The sequence below is a fragment of the Alphaproteobacteria bacterium genome (genome assembly GCA_005883305.1).
Classification (GTDB): domain Bacteria; phylum Pseudomonadota; class Alphaproteobacteria; order Sphingomonadales; family Sphingomonadaceae; genus Allosphingosinicella.
In genome coordinates, this window is record VBAC01000001.1 from 2,193,189 (window position 1) to 2,213,942 (window position 20,754).

Annotated in this window: 24 protein-coding genes and 1 riboswitch; of the genes, 16 read left to right on the forward strand and 8 right to left on the reverse strand. The window is 66.5% G+C overall.

What is annotated here, in order from left to right:
- Positions 1 to 77 precede the first annotated feature (77 nt).
- The 7 genes from E6G92_10930 (at position 78) to E6G92_10960 (ending at position 5,329) form a co-directional block, all read left to right on the forward strand.
- The gene (locus E6G92_10930) at positions 78 to 716 is read left to right on the forward strand and encodes a peptidylprolyl isomerase (protein ID TMJ20234.1); all 639 of its coding nucleotides are present in this window, start codon (positions 78 to 80) and stop codon (positions 714 to 716) included.
- Between the two features lie 44 nt (positions 717 to 760).
- A complete protein-coding gene (locus E6G92_10935; protein ID TMJ20235.1) occupies positions 761 to 1,222 on the forward strand; it encodes a pyridoxamine 5'-phosphate oxidase in 462 nt (153 codons plus the stop codon).
- 69 nt (positions 1,223 to 1,291) lie between these two features.
- Positions 1,292 to 1,690, forward strand: coding sequence for a DUF1801 domain-containing protein (locus E6G92_10940; protein ID TMJ20236.1), 399 nt, complete (start codon positions 1,292 to 1,294; stop codon positions 1,688 to 1,690).
- A gap of 280 nt (positions 1,691 to 1,970) precedes the next feature.
- Complete coding sequence (locus tag E6G92_10945) at positions 1,971 to 3,752, forward strand: isopenicillin N synthase family oxygenase (protein ID TMJ20237.1); 1,782 nt, start codon at positions 1,971 to 1,973, stop codon at positions 3,750 to 3,752.
- Between the two features lie 219 nt (positions 3,753 to 3,971).
- Positions 3,972 to 4,424, forward strand: a complete 453-nt coding sequence (locus E6G92_10950; GenBank protein ID TMJ20238.1) for a YaiI/YqxD family protein — start codon at positions 3,972 to 3,974, stop codon at positions 4,422 to 4,424.
- Positions 4,425 to 4,511: 87 nt separating this feature from the next.
- Positions 4,512 to 4,697, forward strand: coding sequence for a hypothetical protein (locus E6G92_10955; protein TMJ20239.1), 186 nt, complete (start codon positions 4,512 to 4,514; stop codon positions 4,695 to 4,697).
- 122 nt (positions 4,698 to 4,819) lie between these two features.
- On the forward strand, positions 4,820 to 5,329 hold the full coding sequence (locus E6G92_10960) for a hypothetical protein (GenBank protein ID TMJ20801.1): 510 nt from the start codon (positions 4,820 to 4,822) through the stop codon (positions 5,327 to 5,329).
- 63 nt (positions 5,330 to 5,392) lie between these two features.
- On the opposite strand, the gene E6G92_10965 is transcribed toward E6G92_10960, so the two are convergent.
- The gene (locus E6G92_10965) at positions 5,393 to 5,842 is read right to left on the reverse strand and encodes a biopolymer transporter ExbD (protein ID TMJ20240.1); all 450 of its coding nucleotides are present in this window, start codon (positions 5,840 to 5,842) and stop codon (positions 5,393 to 5,395) included.
- Between the two features lie 122 nt (positions 5,843 to 5,964).
- Between E6G92_10965 and E6G92_10970 the strand changes: the two genes are divergently transcribed.
- The 3 genes from E6G92_10970 (at position 5,965) to thiC (ending at position 8,743) form a co-directional block, all read left to right on the forward strand.
- Positions 5,965 to 6,435, forward strand: a complete 471-nt coding sequence (locus tag E6G92_10970; GenBank protein TMJ20241.1) for a nucleoside-diphosphate kinase — start codon at positions 5,965 to 5,967, stop codon at positions 6,433 to 6,435.
- 1 nt (position 6,436) lies between these two features.
- Positions 6,437 to 6,634 (forward strand): KTSC domain-containing protein, encoded by a 198-nt coding sequence (locus E6G92_10975; protein ID TMJ20242.1) that lies wholly within the window; start codon positions 6,437 to 6,439, stop codon positions 6,632 to 6,634.
- 84 nt (positions 6,635 to 6,718) lie between these two features.
- Positions 6,719 to 6,828, forward strand: a riboswitch (TPP riboswitch).
- A gap of 40 nt (positions 6,829 to 6,868) precedes the next feature.
- A complete protein-coding gene (gene thiC, locus E6G92_10980) occupies positions 6,869 to 8,743 on the forward strand; it encodes a phosphomethylpyrimidine synthase ThiC (protein TMJ20243.1) in 1,875 nt (624 codons plus the stop codon).
- A 104-nt stretch (positions 8,744 to 8,847) separates the two neighbouring features.
- Here thiC and E6G92_10985 read toward each other — a convergent pair whose 3' ends face one another.
- Positions 8,848 to 9,252 carry a nuclear transport factor 2 family protein gene (locus E6G92_10985; protein TMJ20244.1) on the reverse strand — a complete coding sequence of 135 codons (405 nt, stop codon included), beginning with the start codon at positions 9,250 to 9,252 and terminating at the stop codon, positions 8,848 to 8,850.
- A gap of 127 nt (positions 9,253 to 9,379) precedes the next feature.
- Between E6G92_10985 and E6G92_10990 the strand changes: the two genes are divergently transcribed.
- From E6G92_10990 to E6G92_11000, 3 genes are all read left to right on the forward strand, one after another.
- Positions 9,380 to 9,739 (forward strand): hypothetical protein, encoded by a 360-nt coding sequence (locus E6G92_10990; protein ID TMJ20245.1) that lies wholly within the window; start codon positions 9,380 to 9,382, stop codon positions 9,737 to 9,739.
- 120 nt (positions 9,740 to 9,859) lie between these two features.
- Complete coding sequence (locus E6G92_10995) at positions 9,860 to 10,360, forward strand: hypothetical protein (protein ID TMJ20246.1); 501 nt, start codon at positions 9,860 to 9,862, stop codon at positions 10,358 to 10,360.
- A 407-nt stretch (positions 10,361 to 10,767) separates the two neighbouring features.
- Complete coding sequence (locus E6G92_11000) at positions 10,768 to 11,367, forward strand: hypothetical protein (protein TMJ20247.1); 600 nt, start codon at positions 10,768 to 10,770, stop codon at positions 11,365 to 11,367.
- A gap of 190 nt (positions 11,368 to 11,557) precedes the next feature.
- Here E6G92_11000 and E6G92_11005 read toward each other — a convergent pair whose 3' ends face one another.
- Complete coding sequence (locus E6G92_11005) at positions 11,558 to 12,265, reverse strand: hypothetical protein (GenBank protein ID TMJ20248.1); 708 nt, start codon at positions 12,263 to 12,265, stop codon at positions 11,558 to 11,560.
- A gap of 307 nt (positions 12,266 to 12,572) precedes the next feature.
- On the opposite strand from E6G92_11005, the gene E6G92_11010 reads away from it, so the two are divergent.
- Entirely contained in the window at positions 12,573 to 13,031 is a 459-nt protein-coding gene (locus E6G92_11010; GenBank protein TMJ20249.1) for a hypothetical protein, read from the forward strand.
- 220 nt (positions 13,032 to 13,251) lie between these two features.
- Here E6G92_11010 and E6G92_11015 read toward each other — a convergent pair whose 3' ends face one another.
- The 5 genes from E6G92_11015 to E6G92_11035 all read right to left on the reverse strand — a co-directional run bounded on the left by E6G92_11015 (position 13,252) and on the right by E6G92_11035 (position 18,420).
- Complete coding sequence (locus E6G92_11015; GenBank protein ID TMJ20250.1) at positions 13,252 to 14,241, reverse strand: hypothetical protein; 990 nt, start codon at positions 14,239 to 14,241, stop codon at positions 13,252 to 13,254.
- Positions 14,242 to 14,325: 84 nt separating this feature from the next.
- Positions 14,326 to 15,387 carry a ribonucleotide-diphosphate reductase subunit beta gene (locus E6G92_11020; GenBank protein ID TMJ20251.1) on the reverse strand — a complete coding sequence of 354 codons (1,062 nt, stop codon included), beginning with the start codon at positions 15,385 to 15,387 and terminating at the stop codon, positions 14,326 to 14,328.
- Positions 15,387 to 16,277 (reverse strand): endonuclease domain-containing protein, encoded by an 891-nt coding sequence (locus E6G92_11025; protein ID TMJ20802.1) that lies wholly within the window; start codon positions 16,275 to 16,277, stop codon positions 15,387 to 15,389. Before E6G92_11025 ends, E6G92_11020 begins: the two co-directional genes overlap by 1 nt.
- Entirely contained in the window at positions 16,111 to 16,458 is a 348-nt protein-coding gene (locus E6G92_11030; GenBank protein TMJ20803.1) for a hypothetical protein, read from the reverse strand. Before E6G92_11030 ends, E6G92_11025 begins: the two co-directional genes overlap by 167 nt.
- A 57-nt stretch (positions 16,459 to 16,515) precedes the next feature.
- Positions 16,516 to 18,420: a ribonucleoside-diphosphate reductase subunit alpha gene (locus E6G92_11035; protein TMJ20252.1), complete on the reverse strand. Its 1,905-nt coding sequence runs from the start codon at positions 18,418 to 18,420 to the stop codon at positions 16,516 to 16,518.
- A 532-nt stretch (positions 18,421 to 18,952) separates the two neighbouring features.
- Here E6G92_11035 and E6G92_11040 point away from each other — a divergent pair.
- Both E6G92_11040 and E6G92_11045 read left to right on the forward strand, forming a co-directional pair.
- The gene (locus tag E6G92_11040) at positions 18,953 to 19,393 is read left to right on the forward strand and encodes an Rrf2 family transcriptional regulator (protein TMJ20253.1); all 441 of its coding nucleotides are present in this window, start codon (positions 18,953 to 18,955) and stop codon (positions 19,391 to 19,393) included.
- The gene (locus tag E6G92_11045) at positions 19,390 to 20,694 is read left to right on the forward strand and encodes an FAD-dependent oxidoreductase (protein ID TMJ20254.1); all 1,305 of its coding nucleotides are present in this window, start codon (positions 19,390 to 19,392) and stop codon (positions 20,692 to 20,694) included. The genes E6G92_11040 and E6G92_11045 overlap by 4 nt, the downstream gene beginning before the upstream one ends.
- The last annotated feature ends 60 nt before the right edge of the window (positions 20,695 to 20,754 follow it).

Sequence of the window (20,754 nt, forward strand, 5' to 3'; positions counted from 1 at the left end):
CTCACTGGATTGCTTCGTCGCTGCGCTCCTCGCAATGACGGTTCAAGCGAAGGAGACCGCGCTCTACACTGCACGCTATGATTCGCACCGTCCTTCCGCTCGCCCTCCTCGCCCTCGCCGCGTGCGGCGGCGAAGCGCCCAACCAGAGTATCGCCAACGCGGCCGCCGGACACGAGGCGGTCCGGGCGCCGCTGGGCGATAGCGTGAGGGTGAGGCTCGAAACGGAAGCCGGGCCGATCACGCTGGAGCTCGATCACGCCCACGCCCCGGTCACGGTCGAGAATTTCGTCCGCTACGTCGACGAGCATCGCTTCGACGGCACCACCTTCTACCGCGCGGCGCGCACCCGGGGCTTCGAGGAGCGCGGCTTCATCCAGGGCGGCATCCGCCGCAACTACCGCCGGATGCTTCCGCCGATCGCTCACGAGCCGACCAGCCACACCGGAATCCGCCACGGGCCGGGCACCATCTCCATGGCGCGTTCCGAGCCAGGCATGGCGATGGGCGAGTTCTTCATCACCACCGACGCGATGCCTCAGATGGACGCGCACGGATCGGATCAGGGCTTCGCCGCCTTCGGTCATGTCACCGAGGGGATGGAGGCGGTTCGCCGGATTCTCGCCGCGCCGACGATTCCTAATGCCGGGAGCGGCGCGATGCGCGGGCAGATGATCGCGGCGCCGGTCGCGATCCGGACCGCGCGCCGCCTTCCCTGAACCCGCGCCGCCCTTTGCTCGTTATGGCGGCGAAGGAGAGGGACATGGCCGACAGGACGCTCGCCGAGATCGCGGAGAAGATGCGCGACCTGGATTTCTGCATGCTTTCCACCCGCACCGAAAGCGGCGCCATCGCCTCGCGGCCGATGAGCAACAACCGCGAGGTCGATTATGACGGGGACAGCTGGTTCTTCACCTGCGACGACACGCGCATGGTCGAAGAGATCGCCGCGAACCCGCAGGTCGGCCTGGCCTATCAAGGCAAGGCGGGGATGCTCGGGCTTCGCCCCTTCTTCCTCGCCGTCGAGGGCCGGGCGACGCTGATCCGCGACAAGGGGCAGTTCGCCGAGCATTGGACGAAGGGGCTCGACCTCTGGTTCGAGCGAGGGATCGACACCCCGGGCCTGGTGCTGATCAAGGTCCATGGCGAGCGGGCGCATTATTGGGACGGCGGCGATGCGGGCGAGCTGCTGCTCGAGCGCGGGGCGTTCGTCGGCGGCCCCTGACGCGCCACGGTCGCGCGCTTCTGGCGCGCCGTCTCCTCCGAAGCTATTGAGCGAGGAGGGAGCAGAGCCATGGAAGACCCATCCGAGCTGATCGACGCGAAGATCGCTTCGCTGGGCGATTGGCGCGGCGAGACGCTGGCGCGGCTGCGCGCGCTGATCCGCGAGGCCGATCCGGAGGTGGTCGAGGCGGTGAAGTGGCGCAAGCCCTCCAACCCGGGCGGCGTTCCGGTGTGGGAGCATGACGGAATCCTCTGCACGGGCGAGACCTACAAGGACAAGGTCAAGCTGACCTTCGCCCACGGCGCGGTGCTCGACGATCCGGCGGGCCTGTTCAACGCCAGCCTGGACGGCGGCACGCGGCGGGCGATCGACGTGAAAGAGGGCGAGGCGGTCGACGGGGAGGCATTGAAAGCCCTGGTCCGGGCGGCGGCGGCGCTCAACACGGCGCGGGCGGCGGGGCTCCGGTAAAGGGCCGGTAAGCTTAGGTCGAACCTAGCAGTCGCCCCATTGCCCCGCCCTCCAATTGAGGCGTATCCCCAACCCCACCTCACACCGCGCTCGGGGGAAACGCGCCGATGCTGATTGCCATCCTCGTCCCGCTCGGGCTCGGCATCCTGCTCTACGGCTTCGCGCTCGGCCGCGCCGCGCTCGCCAAGCGCGCCACCCCCACCGCGGAGGCGCTCGCGCTCGGCGCAATCGTCAGCTTCTTCGACACGCTCGGGATCGGCTGCTTCGCGCCGACCACGGCATGGCTTCGCTTCCGCAAGATGGTGCCCGACCGGCTGATCCCGCCGACTTTGCTCGTGGGCCTGACCGCTCAGGCGATGGTCCAGTCGATCATCTATATGAGCATCGTCGAGGTCGATTGGGTGCTGCTGGTCGGCTGCATCATCGCCAACGTGCTCGGCGGGCTGCTCGGCGCGCCTTTGGTGGTCAGGGCGCGGGTGTGGATCGTGCAGCTGGTCGTCGCCGTCGGCCTGGTGCTCGCCGCCGGCGCCTATGCGATGACCAATCTCGACCTGATCCCGGCGGGCGGCACGGCGACCGGAGTGTCGCCGCTGCTGACGGTCATCGCAATCGTGGTCAATTTCGTGCTCGGCGTGCTGATGAACTTCGGGGTCGGCAATTACGCGCCGATGATGGTGATGTTCGGCCTGATGGGCATGAACCCGCGCTCCAGCTTCCCGGTGATGGCGACCGGCGCCTCGCTGATGGGCGTCGGGGCGAGCGTCAAGCATATCGGCATCGGCCAGGTCGACCTTCGGGTCTGCCTCGGCCTCGCCATCGGCGGCATTCCGGCGGTGCTGGTGGCGGCGTTCATCGTCAAGGAGATGCCGGTTTTCTGGCTGCGCTGGATGGTGATCGCCGTGGTGCTCTACACGGCGAGCGTGCTGATCATCGCCGCGGTGAAGGGACGGCGCGAGCACAAGGCCGAGGGGGCCACGGCCGCGGTCGCTTTGCCATGACCGACACGCAGGCGCTCAACCGCGACTTCGCTAAATACGACCAGGTGACCAAGGCGCACACCTATCGCCTGGCCGAGCATGAGGGCGACGCGTTCGACGAGGATTACGAGATCGCGACGCTCGATCTCGGCGCGTATCTGCGCGGCGATGCGGCGGACAAGGCGCGCTTCGCCGAGGCGTTCGGCGCGGCGCTCAAGGAAATCGGCTTCGCGGTGCTGACCGGGCACGGCGTCGATCCCGCGCTCTACGAGGCGATGGAGGAAAGAATCCTCGACCTCTTCACCGCGACTCCGCTCGAGGAGAAGATGCGCTTCCGCGCCGCGCGGCACGGCTCGGTCAGCCAGGGCTATTTTCCGATTGAGGAGACCAGCGAGATCCATCCGGATCTGGTCGAGGGCTGGGTCTGGTGCCGGCGCGCGTTCGACATTGCGCAGCCGCGCGACGCGCCGTTCCGGGCGGAGGATTATTGGCCGAGCGCCGACCTCGAGCCCGGCATCCGCCCGCTGGTCCTCGCCCACGAAGCGCTGTTCAAGCCGATCGCCCAGGCCATGCTCCAGGGGCTCGGCTGCGATCCGCACCTGCTCGACGACAGGCTGGACGGAACCAATTTCGGGCTTCGCTTCAACTATTATCCGCCGCTCACCGAGGATCAGGACCGCTCCGGGGCCGGACGGTTGCTCGGCCATGAGGATGTCGACCTGTTCACCCTCCTTCCGGCCTCGCGGATGGAGGGGCTTCAGGTGTGGAACCACCGCACGGGCAAGTGGGTGCGGCTGAACGCGCCGCCGGGATCGATCGTCATCAACACCGGCGATTACATGCAGCGCCTCTCCAACGACCTCTACCCCTCGACCACCCACCGCGTCGGCAAGCCGCGCGACGGATCGCACCGGGCGCTGGCGCGCGTCTCCTTCCCGATGGCCGTCTATCTGTGGGAGGATGAGCTGCTCGAGGTTCTGCCTGGCCTCGGGACGCCCAAATACCCACCGGTCAAGGCGATCGCCTTCCACACCGCGAGCACGGCCAAATTCTACGGCGACGATTATGCCGTGAGCGAGGCCTGATTGGCCGCGCGATTTGCGTGAGCCTTTGGCGCGGAAAGCCGTTATGCCTGCGCGGATCACCAGAACGAAGGACCGATGAGATGGCCAAGGGACAGAAGAAATCGAACAAGGAAGTCCGCAAGCCCAAGGCGGAGAAGCCCAAGACGAACGCTTCGCAGCCGACGATGAAGGGCCTGGTCAAGGACGCGAGCCGCTAAGCGGGGCGGCGCGGCGATCGCCGTGCGCATCCTGGTCGACGCCGACGCCTGCCCTGTAAAGGACGAGGTCTACCGGGTCGCCTGGCGCCACGAAGTGCCGGTGGCGGTGGTCAGCAACAGCCGGCTGCGCGTGCCCGATCATCCGCTGATCGACCGGGTCGTCGTCTCGGACGGCTTCGACGCGGCCGACGACTGGATCGCCGAGGCCGCCGACGCGCGCGCCGTGGTGATCACCGCCGACATCCTTCTCGCCGACCGCTGCCTCAAGGCCGGCGCGGTGGTAATCGGCCCGGCCGGAAAGCCGTTCACTACCGCCTCGATCGGCGCGGCGATCGCCACCCGGGCGATCATGGCCGATCTGCGCGCCGGGGCCCTGGGCGAGGGGATCGGCGGTCCGCCGCCCTTCGCCAAAGCGGACCGCTCGCGCTTCCTCCAGGCGCTGGACGAGGCGCTGGTGAAGCTCACGCGCGGATGACCTGCCGCTGATTCATCGTTGATTCTCGCGTCGGGCGGAACCTTTAACCTTGATCTAGGTTAATAGCCGTCAAGCCGGGAAGATTGCGTGGTCAAGCGGGACAAGGAAAGCGAGAAGCTCGCGGAGCTCCGCGAGTCGATCAAGGCCGGCCTCGCCAAGTCGAGGCGGCTGGTTGCACGCTCGCGGGAATTGTTCGGCGCCGCCGCCCAGGGCGAAGGCGAGCCTCCGGCGATCAAGACCGAGCCGAACGCGCCCAACCGCAGCCGCCGCTAGGGCGCGGGAACCTCGCGCGCCCGCGCGGGTTCCTTGCCACGCACCCCCTTGGCAGGACCAACGTCATGAACTCAAAGACTTCAGGGCCCCGCCGCGCCCTTCTCGCCCTCGGCTCGGCGGCGATCCTCGCGCTGGCGGCCTGCGCCACGCCGACCCCCTATCAGCCGCTCACCGGCTCGGCCGGCGGCTATGCCAGCCAGCGGATCGAGGCCAACCGCTACCGCGTCTTCTTCGCCGGCAACAGCCTCACCTCGCGCGAGCGGGTCGAGAACTATCTGCTCTACCGCGCCGCCGAGCTGACGCTCGAGAACGGCTTCGACAGTTTCACCATCGTCGACCACGCGACCGACCGCAACGTCGAGACCCGGGTCTATCCCGATCCGTTCCCGACTGGACCCTATGGCTATTGGCGCCCGTCCTGGCGCTATTATGGCGGGCCTTACGGCTGGCGCGCCTGGGATCCCTGGTACGGCGGCCCGTTCTGGGCCAATTCCGTCGACATCAGCACCGTCCAGCGCTTCGAGGCGAATGCCGAGATCGTGCTGCAGCGCGGCGCGCCTCAGGGCAACCGGAGCTTCGATGCCCGGCAGGTGATCCAGAATCTGGGTCCGACGATCGAAGTTCCCCGCTAGGCTCCAGATATAGCGCGACCATGATTCACGTTTCAGGCCGATTCAGCCTGAAACGATCATGGTCTAGCGATCGAGCGTTTCGGCGAAGCGCTGGTTGCCCACGAAACCGAGCCGGGTGACTCGTGCGCGGGCGATCTCGCCGAGCACCTCGTCGACCCGCTCGTAGCGCGCCTCGCCGTCGGCATCGAGTTGCAGCACGGGCCGCGACGGATCGGCCCGAAATGCCGCCAGCCGCGCTCCGAGCTCGTTCGCCCCCAGCGGATCGCCGTCCCAGGCCAGCGCGCCGGTGGGAGCGATCGCCAGCACATGGACAGGCGGCGGCGCGGCGCCCGGCCCGGGAACCGGCAGATCCAAAGGCACTTTGTGGTTGCTGAGCGGGATGGCGACGATCACCATGATCAGGATTACGAGCATCATGTCGATCAGCGGCGTAGTGTTGATCGCCGCGATCGGGGCGAAGCTCGATTGCGGCGGAATGTAGCTTGTCGCGCGGCGCCTCGGGGATCGTGCCATTTCCTCAGCTCCTCCATCGAATGATTGGATGCTATATTATATCATCGCTTTCGTGAAGAGCCTATCATGGATCGCAAGGAAATCTGTTGCAGGACGCGCGTTTGAGGGCGAGGAAGGTGGAGATGAGCCGAGCCTTCGTGAAGGAAGACAGCGACGCACCCGAGCCGGGCCCGCCGGAGCGGCCGGTCAGCACGTTGCCGAACTGGGTGACGCCGCGCGGAATGCGGTTGATCGACGCCGAAATCGACCGCCTCGAGGCCGCCCTCGCCGCCGGACAGGACGCCGCCGACGAGGCCGTCCTTCGCCGCGATCTGCGCTATTGGACCCAGCGCCGCGCCTCCGCCGATCCCGTGCCGCACAATCCCGATCCCGCGGCGGCGGGCTTCGGCGCCAAGGTCACGATCCGCCGGGGCGGCGCCGTCCAGGTGCTGGAGATCGTCGGCGAGGACGAGGCGGATCCCGCGCAGGGACGGCTTTCCTGGACCTCGCCGCTCGCCCGCGCCCTCGACGGGGCGCTGCCGGGCGAAACGGTCGAGCTCGACGGCGGAGCCATTATCGAGCTGCTTTCGGTCGGGCCGGGCGACAGAGGCTAAAATGCCCTCGAGCGTGATTCGCAAGGCGCATTACGACCCGGACCGGCAGATCCTCGACATCGTCTTCACCACCGGCCGGCGCTATCTCTATCGCGACGTTCCGCAATCCAGGGCCGACGGATTCCAGGCCGCGTTCAGCAAGGGCCGTTACTTCAACGCGCACATTCGCGATGCCTATCCATTCACCGAGGTCGGTTGAGGGACCACCGGTGGCCGGCATCCCAGCGAAATGCGGTGGCCGCGGGCGGCCCCCTTTCCCCCGCCGCCCCGACGGGCTAGAGCAAGGCCTTCCCCGGGGGACCGCTGATGGGCGGTTGAGAGGCGCGGCGAACCGCGCGACCCGCTGAACCTGATCCGGCTGACACCGGCGTAGGGAGGGAGCGCCCCTGAGCGACGTCGAAGGGCCGTATTCCCTCCGCATAGGAGAGTGACAATGGCCGACGCCCCTGCCCGCACCGAACTCAAGGTCACCAGCGGCCCGATCCGCGGGAGCCGCAAGATTCACGTCGGCCCGCTCAAGGTGGCGATGCGCGAGATCGACCTCGAGTCGTCCTCGGGCGAGCCGCCCCTGCGCGTCTACGATTGCTCCGGCCCCTATACCGACCCCGAAGCGCGGATCGACATCATGGCCGGCCTCCCCGAGCTTCGCCGCGACTGGATCCGCGGCCGAGGCGACGTCGAGGAGGTCGACCAGCGCGAGGTCCGCCCGGAGGACAACGGCCAACTCGGCCCCGACCGCTCGGGCGGAGTCCAGCCCTTCCCCAACATCCGCCGCAAAGTCCTGCGGGCCCGCCCCGGCGCCAACGTCAGCCAGATGCACTACGCCCGCAAAGGCATCATCACGCCGGAGATGGAATATGTCGCGGTCCGCGAGAATCTGGGCCGCGAGCAACTCGCCGCGCAGGCCCGCGACGGCCAAGACTTTGGGGCGAGCATCCCCGACTACGTCACCCCCGAATTCGTCCGCGACGAGGTCGCCCGGGGCCGCGCGATCATCCCCTCCAACATCAACCACCCGGAGAGCGAACCGATGGCGATCGGCCGCAACTTCCTGGTCAAGATCAACGCCAATATCGGCAACAGCGCCGTCGCGAGCGACGTCGCGGCCGAGGTCGACAAGATGGTCTGGTCGATCCGCTGGGGCGCCGACACGGTCATGGACCTCTCCACAGGCCGCAACATCCACGACACGCGCGAATGGATCATCCGCAACAGCCCCGTCCCGATCGGCACCGTCCCCATCTACCAGGCGCTCGAAAAGGTCGGCGGGGTCGCTGAGGACCTCACCTGGGAAATCTACCGCGACACATTGATCGAGCAGGCCGAGCAGGGCGTCGACTATTTCACCATCCACGCCGGAGTCCGCCTCCCCTACATCCCGATGACGGCGAAGCGCGTCACCGGCATCGTCAGCCGCGGCGGCTCGATCATGGCGAAATGGTGCCTCTCCCACCACAAGGAGAGCTTCCTCTACACGCGTTTCGAAGAGATTTGCGAGATCATGAAGGCCTACGACATCGCCTTCAGCCTCGGCGACGGCCTGCGTCCCGGCTCGATCGCCGACGCCAACGACGAAGCCCAGTTCGCCGAGCTCGCCACGCTGGGCGAGCTCACCCAGATCGCCTGGAAGCACGACGTCCAGGTGATGATCGAAGGCCCCGGCCACGTGCCGATGCACAAGATCAAGGCGAACATGGACAAGCAGCTCGAGGCCTGCGGCGAGGCGCCCTTCTACACATTGGGGCCCCTCACCACCGACATCGCGCCGGGCTACGACCACATCACCAGCGCCATCGGCGCCGCGATGATCGGCTGGTTCGGCACGGCGATGCTCTGCTACGTCACCCCCAAGGAGCACCTCGGCCTCCCCGACCGCGACGACGTCAAGGTGGGCGTCGTCACCTACAAGCTCGCCGCCCACGCGGCCGATTTGGCGAAAGGCCACCCGGCGGCAAGGATGCGCGACGACGCGCTCTCGAGGGCAAGGTTCGAATTCCGCTGGCGCGACCAGTTCCATTTGTCCTTGGACCCGGACACCGCCGAACAATATCACGACCAGACCCTCCCCGCCGAAGGCGCCAAGACCGCCCACTTCTGCTCAATGTGCGGCCCCAAATTCTGCTCGATGAAGATCACGCAGGAGGTGCGCGACTTCGCGGCGAAGCAGAACCAGTCGGCGGACTCGTTCCTCGCGGCGACCCCCCTCCCGGAGGCGGAAGCCGAGGCCGGCATGGCCGAGATGAGCAAGGTGTTCAGGGAAACCGGAGGCGAGCTCTATGTCGGGGCTGACGGGCGCGAGCACGATTAATCGACGGCGCAAAATATCGAAATGATCGGTGTCGTTGCGGGGGGTTCCCGGCCTCGAGAACAACAGTGACGCCATTCGCGAGAGCCTGGCTGCCGCAAAGGAATTCAGGCCCGCCCCGTCGCCCGCGCGGCGGCGAGCGTGTCGGTATATTGCTGGAAGCGCGCGACCTTGCCGTCCTCGATCCGCCAGACATGGGCGAGCTGTGCGTCGAGTGCGCGGCCGGTGGCGCGGTGGGCGCCCCGGTAGCGGCCGAGGACGACGACCGTATCCCCGGCGTCGAGATATTCCTCGGGCAGAGCGGCGAAGCCGTCCCATTCGGTGCCGAGCCGGGCGAACACGCCGGAGAGGATCGCCTCGGGCCCGCGATAAGGATTGTTGTCGGCATAGGGGAAGTTCTCGGCCTCGTTCCACTCGATGTCCGGGTTCATCCGGCCGACCACGCCGGCCACGTTGCCGGCCGCGAACGCGTCGTAGATGCCGCGGACCAAAGCGACGTTCTCCTCCGACATGGCGATTCTCCCCTTCCCGTGAACCCTTGGAGGATGCCCGCCGGAGCGGCGGCGCACAAGGTCCGCCGCCGCCATAACTTCGCCCGATTGCGGAGCGACTGAGGAGGCGGCTCGAGGAGAGGCGCATATGGCGGTTGCATTCTGGCTGGCGCTCCAGGCGGCGTCCCCGCCTGCCCCGCAGGCCGGGGCAGCGCCGATCGACTTCGATCTCGCGAATGTCGAGCGGCCCCATTACGACGTCGGCGGTCCGATCACCCTTCGGCCCTGCGACCGGGGCGACGGCAGCGCGATCGTCGTCTGCGGCCGCCGCGCGGCCGGCGACTATCCGATGGCCGAATGGGATCGGATCTTCCCCCCCCAGGGGCCGCTCCGGGCGCAGAGGGGGATCGGCGGCGGCACCGTCGCGTCGCTCGACGCCGAGACCGTCGTGCTCGACCGGGGCGCCGTCGCCAACCGAATCATGTTCACCTTCAGGATCCCGTTCTGAGCCCCGCCCGGGGCTTAGGGGCAAACCCTTGCGCCACCCTAAGCACATCACCCGATAGGCCGCGCCGGCCTGCGCGCCCACCAGTGCGCCGACCGCAACCCGCCTTCGAGGAGTCGTGCCATGAGAGTATCCCACGCTTTGCCGCTGCTGGCCCTCGCCGGCGCCCTCGCCTTCGCCTCGGCGCCCGCCGCCGCCGGCCTCGCCAAGGCCGACTCGATCGCCAAGCAACGCGGCGGCGGCGGCCGCAGCGCGAGCACTGCCGGCCGAAGCGCCAACACCGCCAACCGCAACACCAATGCGAACCGCAACACCAACGCCAGCCGCAGCACGACGAACGCGAACCGGAACACCAACCGCAACACCAATGTGAACAACACCAACGTCAACGTGAACCGCAACGTCAACGTCAACGCGAACGGCAACGGCAACTACCGTTACGGCGACGGCGACATCGACCGCCGTCCGGTGCGCAACGCCATGGCCTTCGGCGCCCTGGTCCGCGCCCTTCCGGGCGGCTGCCCGCCGGCGGTGATGGTCGGCGGCGCGAGCTATTATCATTGCGGAAGCAGCTGGTACCAATCGCAGGCCGGCCAATATGTGGTGGTCGCCCCGCCGCAATGAGGCGCGGGCGAAGCGCCGAAGATGACGAAGATGACACCTGTCATCGGCGACGACCTTGCCCGGAAGGCTGAAAAGTTGAGGATGTCGAGGGTTGCCGAGAGGGGCGCCCTCTTCTCCCGATAAAGGCCCAGGCGACGGCGCTCCCGCCGCGCAGGCCGAGGCTCCGCCGATGGCGGGGCTTTCGGCTTGTGCGATCATGCCGTTCCCGGCCTGAGGCGCCGGGGAGAAAAAGCGCGATCGGCCGTGCTTCTCCGGATTCCCCCGGACTTCCCGCAATCGCCGCGAAGGCGTAGACTGCGCCGGCCGGCAGAGGCTGCACGCTTCCGGCAGGGGATGGGACCCGCTCCCTGCGGCGCGCCCTCGTCCTTCGTGCTCCGTCGTTCCCATGACGCGAAAGGCCTCATGCCATGCGCCCGACCCGCAGCTTCATTCTCCCCGCCGCCGCTTTCGCCTCGCTGGCTTTGGCCGGCGGCGCCGCGCAGGCTCAGCGCGCCTATCCGAACGTCGCCACGCCGCGCGTATCGGGAACGCCGATGCCGATGGACCCCGCCTGGGCCTTCGCCTTCGATCCATTGCTCGAGGACCCGATGTGGAGCAGCCTCGACGCCGATCCGGTGCTCGGAATGCCGACCATGCCGGCCGACCCGCGCGAGGCGGCGCGGGTGGCCGATTCGATGCGGCGCCGGATGACCGAGCTTCGCCGAATGGGCGCCCCCGGCGCGCCGTTCACCGGCGACCCGGCGTGGGGCGAGCTTTCCATCGACTCGGGCGCACCCGGCTTTGCCGGGGTGGGCGGGCCGGGGGCGGGAGCGGCGGCCGGATCGGCGACCGCTTATTCCTACAGCTCCCACACGGACGAGACCGGCTGCACCCGCTCGACCGAAACCGCGCAGACCTGGCCGGGGCCGGCGCCGAGCGTCGTTACGCGCGCCGAGGGGTGCGCGGGGGCGCCTGCGGGTCCGGCGCGCCCGGAGCCTGATGGGGATGAGCCGGAGGGCGGGAATTAGGTTTTGTGCTGCCGTGATTGACCGGAAGGTCCGCCACGCCACCATCGTGGCGTGACGTCGATCGGGTCCGGCTTCGTCGGCCCGTCGGCCGGCCGATCGCGTCCCTTTGGGACCGGCGCGCTGCTGCGCTGCGCGCCTCGCTCCGGCGCGAATGGTCCCAATGTTCGCACTGGCCATGGGGCCTCCGCTTCTACTCCGATACCACGTCCCCGAGCGCGTCGAGCAAAGCCGGAAAGCTCTCCCTCGCCTCGGCCTGAGGATCGCCGGAATCCCCCTTGCGAAGCTCCCACGGGGCGGCGAAGCGGCGTGGATCGAGGCGGGCGAGCAGCCACATCAGCAGCTTGTCGCTCGGCACGCGCTTCTCGGCGACCAGATTGCCCTCCTGCCAGACCTGCTCGGTGCGGCCATGGATGGCGCGATCGAAGGCGATGGCGGAGAGCCGCCCCACCGCCAGCTGGTCCGCCGTGTCCCAGCCCGCGGCGAAGGCGGGAGAGCGGGCGCGCAGGCGGTAGGCCGAGCGCGCGGTGAGACGCGCGGCTGCGGCGGCGAGGTGGACCGAGCCGGTCTCGGCGAGGGTGACGAGGAACAGGCGTTGCCGCTCGGCGCTCCAGCCGGCGAGGCGCTTGCGGCTGTCCTCCAGCGGGACTCCGTCGAAGGGGGTGGCGGGGATTGGCGGCTCGACGGGCGCTTCGTGGTGGCGCTCGCTGTCCACGGCGGATGCGGGCGCCGGAGGTAATAAATCAGTAGGCCAGGCTTCCTCCCGCTCGGTCAGCGGCACCAGCGAGAGGCGCGGCCCGCCCTCCTCGTCCGCGGCCTCGGCCACCGCCTCCTCGCGGCCGCTCGCCGCGGCCCAGGCGTCGTACTCCTCGGGGGTCCAGTCTCGTGCACCGTGCTTCATGGGAATTGCTCCTTCGAGTCGCGAAAAGGAGCGAACCATTTATCTCATTCAGGGGGCTGTCGGGAAATGAAAACGTGGAAGTTTTTGTTTTCTTTGAGGGATTTAGCGAATCCGAATCCTACAAAATCCGGCCCGACTCGGGTGAGGAAACGGGTCTCAGGCGATGGTGTCAAAATGCTTTGTCGCCGTAATTCCGATGACGATGACGAGGACGATGCGGACGAACCGGAGGGCGGGAATGCCGCTGTATCGCCGCTGGAGCGGTGCGGCCGATTGCATGGCAGGAGCCAGCGTGTAGGCTTGCCCCATGCGATCGATATTGCCTGTCCTGACAGCTCTTTGCGCTGCTTCCACCGCTGCTCTTGCCGGCCCCTTCCCCCCAACGGCCCTGCTTTCGATCGGGTATCGCGAAGCGCGGCTGGCCGATTTCGAAGGGACGCCGGGCCAGGCGCAGCGGCGAGCGGCGCCCGACGGGCTCCTTTCACTGACTGCCGATTTGAACGGCGACGGCCGGGACGACGAGGTTCGGATTCTGCTCAATCAGGAGCGGCAACTGGCCTATGTCGCGGCCGCGATCGTGACCGAAAAGCTCGACACCTATGTCTTGCGGCGCGTGCCACTCGACGAGGCGGCGGACATCGGCCTGCGCGACGCCCCGCCCCGTTTAGACGGGCGCCACGGCGTTACCATTTTCTCGCTGAGCAGCGGGCGCGCTGAAACGCTGTATCTCGCCGGCGAAGAGTTCGAGGCGACGGGCGCAAATTAGTGCGCTGTCACCGGAATTCCGTAATTCGATCAAAGGCGAGCTCGAAGCCCGGATCGCGGAACAAGGGCAGGCAGAAGGGATAGAGCGCGCCGTTCGGCACCTTCGCCTCGTCGATCGAGACGCGCTTGAGGTAGGGCGGTGGGAGCGAGGGTGTGCTTGTGGGCGCGGGACACGCTTTGCCTCCGGATCAGTGCAGTGTCACCGAAATGCCCGGAATTGCCTAGTCTCCTAGGTTGGCGCTCATCCCGAGTTTCTTTAGTTGCGTCAGAAACTTTGTCGGTCTCTCGATCTGAGATTTCTTAGCCTCGATCCAAGCCTTGGAAAACTCAAGGACGCATCCGCCCAGTGGAATTGCCAGTGCCGCGGCGGCAGCCACCGACAGGGGAGCTCCAGCAACAGCGGCCGCTATACCCCCCGCAGACGTGGCAAGGATGCTGCGGTTCGTGAACGCGACAGACAATGTCTTCTGGGTAGTTTCAAATCCCCAAAGTTTGCTGGCTTTTTCCTGCCGATCAACAAGTTGCCCCAATTTATCACTAATATAGGCAGGACTCTTTCCAGAGAGATCATCCTGAAAAAATAGCCGAAGATCTCTCAATGCAGATCTCGATTTATTATCTTTGCGAAACTCAATGATCTGATCCCAAGTCAGTTTTTGCGAATCAACCAACGCCAAGTTGCTCAAGCTCATCGCAAAAAGTGCTTCATCGCTTCTGTTGTCGGAGCTATCGCTTTCAACCAAAAAGCTCTCAGAGACCCATTCCGGGGCTTTCCCAAATCCCGCCTGTCGAAAGATTGCGTCCTGAAGGTTAGAAAGATGCGTTAGCCAGCCATCAACATCGGCTGAAATGGCACTGTATGAAAAATCAAAATTGAACTCTCGCCTCATAGCCTCCGCGATTGGCTCATTCAAAGTGTCAAACTCTTCTGGGGATGAAGGCGGGTTGCTCTTTGAAAGCCCAATTATCAATGCCGCAGATTCTAGCAATCCGACTCGGTAGGCCCGCCTCTGAGCCTTTTTATCCTTAGGTAAAAGACTGGCAATAACGTCTTTATCTGGAGCGCCCGCATTCATAGGAACGCAGCCATCACCACTCACATCACCTTTAGACACGTGCGCGAGAGCAAACACCAAGACATCATTCGGGAAAACTTCGTCAAAGAATAACGCAGCCTCTTTTGAAGACCCTCGGCTTATGATCTTTCGCATGCTGCGTGGCGCTCAGTGTCGTGGATGACGCGAAAGTTTGTGTCTCATAATTGAATGTTTTCCGCCATGGTAACGTCTGGCTTTTTACTCCGCCGCCACCCCGGCCCGCGTGAACATATCATCCCCATCCGCCTTCGCCACCTCGCCCCCGCCGTCGTTCGCCGCCTTGGCGTTCTGCCGCTTGTCGAAGCTGTCCCAGACCTCGCCCCAATTGCCCCTTGTCGCGGCCTTGGAATATTCCGTCGCGCGCTGCTCGAAGAAATTGGCGTGCTCGACTCCGTTCAGCAGCGGCGCGAGCCAGGGGAGGGGGTGCTCGTCGATCATGTAGATCGGGGAGAAGCCCAATTGGCCGAGCCGCCAGTCGGCGATGTAGCGGATGTATTTCTTGATCTCCTTGGGCGTCATTCCGGGGACCGGGCCCTGCTCGAACGCCAGGTCGATGAACGCGTCCTCGAGCCTGACGGTGCGCTGGCAGACATCGAGGATGTCGTCGCGGACCGACTTGGTCAGGCAATCGCGCTCCTTGACGAAGGCGTGGAACAGGCGGGTGATGCCCTCGCAGTGGAGGCTCTCGTCGCGCACGGACCAGCTGACGATCTGGCCCATGCCCTTCATCTTGTTGAAGCGCGGGAAGTTCATCAGCATGGCGAAGCTGGCGAAGAGCTGGAGCCCCTCGGTGAAGCCGCCGAACATGGCCAGGGTCTTGGCGATGTCCTCGTCGGTGTCGACCCCGAAGGTGGCGAGATAATCGTGCTTGTCCTTCATCTCCTTATATTGAAGGAACATGCCATATTCGCTCTCGGGCATGCCGATCGTGTCGAGCAGGTGCGAATAAGCGGCGATGTGCACCGTCTCCATGTTGGAGAAGGCGGCGAGCATCATCTTGATCTCGGTCGGCTTGAACACGCGGCCGTATTTCTCGTGGTAGCAATCCTGCACCTCGACGTCCGCCTGGGTGAAGAAGCGGAAGATCTGGGTCAGCAGATTGCGCTCGTGATCGGTCAGCTTCTGCGCCCAATCGCGGCAATCCTCGCCGAGCGGCACCTCCTCCGGCATCCAGTGGATCTGCTGCTGGCGCTTCCAGAAATCGAACGCCCAGGGATATTCGAAGGGCTTGTACTGCTTGCGGGCTTGAAGGAGGGGCATCAGTCAGACTCCAACCGGAGGTTGTCATTTCCTCCCTCCCCCTTGTGGGGAGGGCTGGGGTGGGGGTGCGCGCCGCGAGGCGCGCGCGGGGCTTTGCCCCGCACCCCCCTCTCCAACCTCTCCCCCACAAGGGGGGAGAGGCTTTCAGGCGCTGCGGCGGCGATCACGGTTAGAACGCCGTCGAGATTCTCAAGCACCTCGTTGTTCCAGAAGCGAAGCACGCGATAGCCTTCGCCTTCCAGGAATTTGGTGCGCGCGGCGTCATAATCCAGCGCCTCGCAATGCTGGCCGCCGTCGACCTCGATCGCCAGCCTGGCGCCGTGCGAGGCGAAATCCGCATAATAGGGCCCGAACGGAACCTGATGCCGGAAATAAGCCGGGCGAAAGCATTCGCGCAGGCCGTTCCACAACACCCGCTCCGCTTCGGTCATCTCGCGCCTCAGCGTTCGCGCGCGCGCCAGCGTGGAGCGCTTGAGATGGGGCGTCGTCCTCAGCCTCACGAGCCCCCCAGCGCCACGCGGCAGAGCGGCGTCAGGCAGAGGCCCGCGAACAGCAAGGCGAAGGCGAGCGAGACGAGCGCGTAGCGGCGGCCGTCGCGGCCCATCGCATATTGGGGCGTGCCGCGGCCGTAGCCGCGGTGACGAAGCCAGATCGAAAGCTGCCACAGGCCGTAAAGGCCGGCGAGAAGAGCGGCGATCGCGAGCAAGTGGCCGAAGGTGATGCTCATAGCTCCTCCTCGCGGATGATCCGGTGGGTGCCGGGGACGCTCGTCTCGCGGACCGTGCGGGTGCGGTAGACCACCTTGGTGCTCTTGCGCGCGCCGACTCCGAACACGGCGATGCCGAGGAAATAGCCGAAATCGTACCAGCCGCCCTCGTTCGGCACGGCATAAACCGCGACCTCGGGCACGAACAGGCTGATCACCCAGGCGACCGGGAAGACGAAGCCGTGCCAGAGGCCGAGCAGGAAGCCCGGCGCTCCCGGCGCGACCGCGGCCGCGCTCTGGGTCGCGCAGGCGGCCAGCGGCAGGACGCCGAGCGGGGCGAGCGCGCGAAGGCTATGCATGGCGATCAAGCCGGCGGGAGGACTCTGCGCCCTCCCGCCGGCTCCCCCCACCGAGGGGTCCGGTCATTGGCACGCCAGGCACTCGTCATAGTCCGTGCTCTCGACGTTGATCTCGCGAAGCTCGGGCGTGTTGTCGGCCTCGACTCCGCCGGCGAAGCCCGCGCGCTGGACGCTCTTCGAGCGCAGATAATAGAGGCTTTTGATGCCGAGCTCCCAGGCGCGATAGTGGAGCATCAAGAGGTCCCACTTGTCGACGTCGGCCGGGATGAACAGGTTCAGCGACTGGGCCTGGTCGATATAGGGCGTGCGGTCCGCGGCGAGCTCGATCAGCCAGCGCTGGTCGATCTCGAAGCTGGTCTTGAACACGTCCTTTTCTTCCTGGCTCAGGAAATCGAGGTGCTGGACCGATCCGCCGCGCTCGAGGATCGTCGACCAGATGCCCTCGCTGTTCTTGGACTTCTCGGAAAGCAGCCGCTCGAGGTGCGGGTTGCGGATCGAGGTCGAGCCCGACAGCGTCTTGTGGGTGTAGATGTTGGCCGGGATCGGCTCGATGCAGGCCGAGGTGCCGCCGGCGATGATCGAGATCGAGGCGGTCGGAGCGATCGCCATCTTGCAGCTGAAGCGCTCCATCACGCCCTGATCGGCCGCGTCGGGGCACGGCCCGCGCTCCTGGGCGAGCATCATCGAGGCCTCGTCCACCTGCTGGCGGATATGCTTGAAGATCTTCATGTTCCACGATTTGGCCATGGCCCCTTCGAACGGCAGGCCGCGGGCCTGGAGGAAGGAGTGGAAGCCCATCACGCCGAGGCCGACGCTGCGCTCGCGCGCCGCGCTGTACTTGGCCCGCGCCATCTCGTCGGGCGCGCGGTCGATATAGTCCTGAAGCACGTTGTCGAGGAAGCGCATCACGTCCTCGATGAACATCTTCTCGCCGTTCCACTCGTCCCACGTGTCGAGGTTGAGCGAGGAGAGGCAGCAGACCGCGGTGCGGTCCTGGCCGTGCTGGTCCTTGCCGGTGGGAAGGGTGATCTCCGAGCACAGGTTCGAGGTGGTGACCTTGAGGCCGACCTCGCGCTGGTGCCGGGGCATCGAGCGGTTCACCTGGTCGATGAATATGATGTAGGGCTCGCCGGTCGCGAGGCGGGTCTCGACCAGCTTCTGGAAGAGGGCGCGGGCGTCGACGCTGCCGCGCTCGGTGCCGTCCTTGGGGCTTTGCAGGATCCACTCGGTCCCGTCGCGCACGGCCTCCATGAAGGCGTCGGTGATCAGCACGCCGTGGTGGAGGTTGAGCGCCTTGCGGTTGAAATCGCCCGACGGCTTCCTGATCTCGAGAAACTCCTCGATCTCCGGGTGCGAGATGTCGAGATAGCAGGCGGCCGAGCCGCGGCGGAGCGAGCCCTGGCTGATCGCCAGCGTGAGGCTGTCCATGACGCGCACGAACGGGATGATCCCGCTGGTCTTGCCGTTGAGGCCGACCGCCTCGCCGATTCCGCGCACATTGCCCCAATAGGTGCCGATGCCGCCGCCGCGCGCGGCGAGCCAGACATTCTCGTTCCAGGTGCCGACAATCCCTTCGAGGCTGTCGTCGACGCTGTTGAGGTAGCAGGAGATCGGAAGGCCCCGCCCGGTGCCGCCGTTCGACAGCACGGGGGTAGCGGGCATGAACCACAGCTTCGAAATGTAATCGTAGAGCCGCTGGGCGTGCGCGGCATCGTCCGCGTAAGCCGAGGCGACCCGGACGAACAGGTCCTGGAAGCTCTCGCCCGGGAGCAGATAGCGGTCCTGAAGCGTGTCCTTGCCGAAATCGGTCAGCAGCGAATCGCGCGCGTGGTCGATCTGGACGTCGAACGTCTGCGGCTTGATCGATCGCGAATCGGTCGCCGCCTTCGCGTCCTTTCTCTTCGGCGGCACTTCCGCCACCGTCGCCACGTCGCTCGCGCTCACCTCGCTGCTGCCGGACAGATCCATTTCGAGTCCCTCGTTCCTAATTCGTTCTATATAGGCTCAACGCCCGTCTTAGGCGAATCCGAAGGGGAGCGGTGGGCTAATTTCGGCTTGTCCCCGATATCCACAGAGACTCGGCCTCTCCCTCCGCGGCCAAGGACCGGCGGCAGGGCATCCCCACAACCTTTAGCGTTTCCCCCTGTGAAGCGCCACTACCCATTGTGCCTCATCTACAATGGGATGCAATATGATAAATGCGCGGCAAAGCCTCGTTTCGTCGCATAAATCGGCTGCGACGAGACGAGTCGCGAACCGAGGCGAGGCGGCGGAAATTGGGGCCGGCGCCTCGCGACGCCGGCCCCTTCCCTCGATACGCGACCCGAGGGAATCGGTGAGAAAGAATGGAGGTGAGCCCGGGGCGCTAAGGGACGCCAACCGGGCTCGCGGTGCCTTTGCCAGCCGGCGCTTGGCGGCATGCTGAACGCCTCGTTATCCGCGGTTCACCTTTGATTTTCCTCCGGTTGCGATTCGGGGCCGGGGGGTCCATTGGGAGGCGATGCTTTCTCAACGCACGCGGTACACAATCCGGGCGCTCCTCCACCTGGCCGACCGCTACGGGGAGGGGCCGGTGCAGCTCGGCGAGATCGCCCAGGCGCAGAATTTGCCGCCCAAGTTCCTCACCGTCATCCTCTCGCAGATGCGCCGCGCCGGCCTGATCGAGACGATGCGCGGGCGCGAGGGCGGCTATTGGCTTGCCCGCCCGCCGGCCGAGATCACCTATGGCGAGATCGTTCGGCTGACTCGCGGCTCGCTCGGCCTTTTGCCCTGCGCCAGCCGGCTCGCCTACGAGCAGTGCAAGAACTGCATCTCGGAGGACAAGTGCCGGCTCCACCGGGCGATGCTGAAGGTGCGCGACGAGACCGCGCGGATCCTCGACGGGCTCAGCCTCGCCGATCCGGTGGCGATCGAGGCGGCCGGCGAGCGGGAGACCGCGTGACCGCGGTGGCGATCGTCGGCGGCGGGGCCGCGGGCGCGCTCCAGGCGCTTCACCTCAAGGCCGCAGGCCTTTCGGACGTCGTGCTGATCGAGCGGGCGATGATCCCGGGCAGGGGCGTCGCTTATTCGACCCGGCGGGCCGAGCATCTGCTCAACGTCCCCGCCCGGCGGATGAGCGCGCTGGCCGGCGATCTCGACCATTTCAGCCGATGGTATGCCGAAAGGGCCGGCGGGACCGACGAGGATTTCGCGCCTCGGATGATCTACGGCGACTATATCGCCGGCCTGCTCTACGAGGCGGAAATTCCGACGATCGAAGGAGAGGCCGTCGACATCGCGGAGGGCGCGGCGATCCTCGCCGACGGCAGGCGGATCCCCGCCGACCGATACGTGCTCGCCCCGGGCAATTTCAAGCCGGCGACTCCGCCGGGGATCGATCCGGAAGCGCTCGGGCCGCTGTGGGTCGCCGATCCGTGGGCCGAGGGCATCGCCGAAGGCCTCGGCGAAGGCGACATCGTCCTGCTGCTGGGCACCGGATTGACCGCAGTCGATGTCGCGCTGACGCTGGAGGCGCTCGGCTTTCCGGGGCGAATCGTGGCCTTGTCGCGCCGCGGCCTCGCGCCCCGCGCCCACGGCCCGCGCGAGCCGGTGGTGGCGCCGGTCGAGGCGCTGGAGCCGTCTTGCACCAAGATGCTTCGGCGGGTGCGCAGGCGTAGTGCGGAGGTCGGCTGGCGAAGCGCGGTTCACGAGCTTCGCACCGTGACCCAGGATTTGTGGGTGGCGGCGAGCGAGGGGGAGAAAAGCCGCTTCCTTCGTCACCTGCGCGCCTGGTGGGACGTCCACCGCCACAAGATCGCCCCCGCGGTCGGCGAGACGCTCGAGACGATGCAGAGCGCGGCGCGGCTTTCGGTGGCCGCCGGCCGGATCGTCTCGATCGAGCGCGAGGAGGATCATGCACTGGTGCGGTTCCGGGCGCGAGGCAGCGACGCGGTGGAGGCGATGCGGGTTGCCAGGATCGTCAATTGCACCGGGCCCGAGCTCGATATCGTCCGCTCGGGCGAGCCGCTTCTTCTGAACCTGCTCGCCGCGGGCCGGATCCGGCCGGATCCGCTCAAGGTCGGAGTCGAGGTCGATCTCGATTGCCGGGCGGTCGGCGCGGACGGCGCCAGCGCCGACGATCTCTATGTGATCGGCCCGCTGACCCGAGGCACCTTCTGGGAGAGCGTGGCGGTGCCGGATATTCGGACGCAGGCGGTGAAGGTTGCGGGGCGGATTGCGGCCAAGCCGTCATTGCGAGCGTAGCGAAGCAATCCAGCACGGCACGTCCGCCCTCTGGATTGCTTCGTCGCTGCGCTCCTCGCA

Coding starts and splice junctions, on each gene's coding strand:
- E6G92_10995 (TMJ20246.1), top strand. CDS start 9,860: ATGAGAGTATCCCACGCTTTGCCGCTGCTGGCCCTCGCCGGCGCCCTC.
- E6G92_10945 (TMJ20237.1), top strand. CDS start 1,971: ATGGCTTCGCTTCCGCAAGATGGTGCCCGACCGGCTGATCCCGCCGAC.
- E6G92_10965 (TMJ20240.1), bottom strand. CDS start 5,842: ATGGCACGATCCCCGAGGCGCCGCGCGACAAGCTACATTCCGCCGCAA.
- E6G92_11015 (TMJ20250.1), bottom strand. CDS start 14,241: ATGCGAAAGATCATAAGCCGAGGGTCTTCAAAAGAGGCTGCGTTATTC.
- E6G92_10935 (TMJ20235.1), top strand. CDS start 761: ATGGCCGACAGGACGCTCGCCGAGATCGCGGAGAAGATGCGCGACCTG.
- E6G92_11000 (TMJ20247.1), top strand. CDS start 10,768: ATGCGCCCGACCCGCAGCTTCATTCTCCCCGCCGCCGCTTTCGCCTCG.
- E6G92_11040 (TMJ20253.1), top strand. CDS start 18,953: ATGCTTTCTCAACGCACGCGGTACACAATCCGGGCGCTCCTCCACCTG.
- E6G92_11035 (TMJ20252.1), bottom strand. CDS start 18,420: ATGGATCTGTCCGGCAGCAGCGAGGTGAGCGCGAGCGACGTGGCGACG.
- E6G92_10940 (TMJ20236.1), top strand. CDS start 1,292: ATGGAAGACCCATCCGAGCTGATCGACGCGAAGATCGCTTCGCTGGGC.
- thiC (TMJ20243.1), top strand. CDS start 6,869: ATGGCCGACGCCCCTGCCCGCACCGAACTCAAGGTCACCAGCGGCCCG.
- E6G92_10990 (TMJ20245.1), top strand. CDS start 9,380: ATGGCGGTTGCATTCTGGCTGGCGCTCCAGGCGGCGTCCCCGCCTGCC.
- E6G92_10985 (TMJ20244.1), bottom strand. CDS start 9,252: ATGTCGGAGGAGAACGTCGCTTTGGTCCGCGGCATCTACGACGCGTTC.
- E6G92_11020 (TMJ20251.1), bottom strand. CDS start 15,387: ATGCCCCTCCTTCAAGCCCGCAAGCAGTACAAGCCCTTCGAATATCCC.
- E6G92_10970 (TMJ20241.1), top strand. CDS start 5,965: ATGAGCCGAGCCTTCGTGAAGGAAGACAGCGACGCACCCGAGCCGGGC.
- E6G92_11010 (TMJ20249.1), top strand. CDS start 12,573: ATGCGATCGATATTGCCTGTCCTGACAGCTCTTTGCGCTGCTTCCACC.
- E6G92_11025 (TMJ20802.1), bottom strand. CDS start 16,277: ATGCCGTGCCGAACGAGGGCGGCTGGTACGATTTCGGCTATTTCCTCG.
- E6G92_11005 (TMJ20248.1), bottom strand. CDS start 12,265: ATGAAGCACGGTGCACGAGACTGGACCCCCGAGGAGTACGACGCCTGG.
- E6G92_10930 (TMJ20234.1), top strand. CDS start 78: ATGATTCGCACCGTCCTTCCGCTCGCCCTCCTCGCCCTCGCCGCGTGC.
- E6G92_10975 (TMJ20242.1), top strand. CDS start 6,437: ATGCCCTCGAGCGTGATTCGCAAGGCGCATTACGACCCGGACCGGCAG.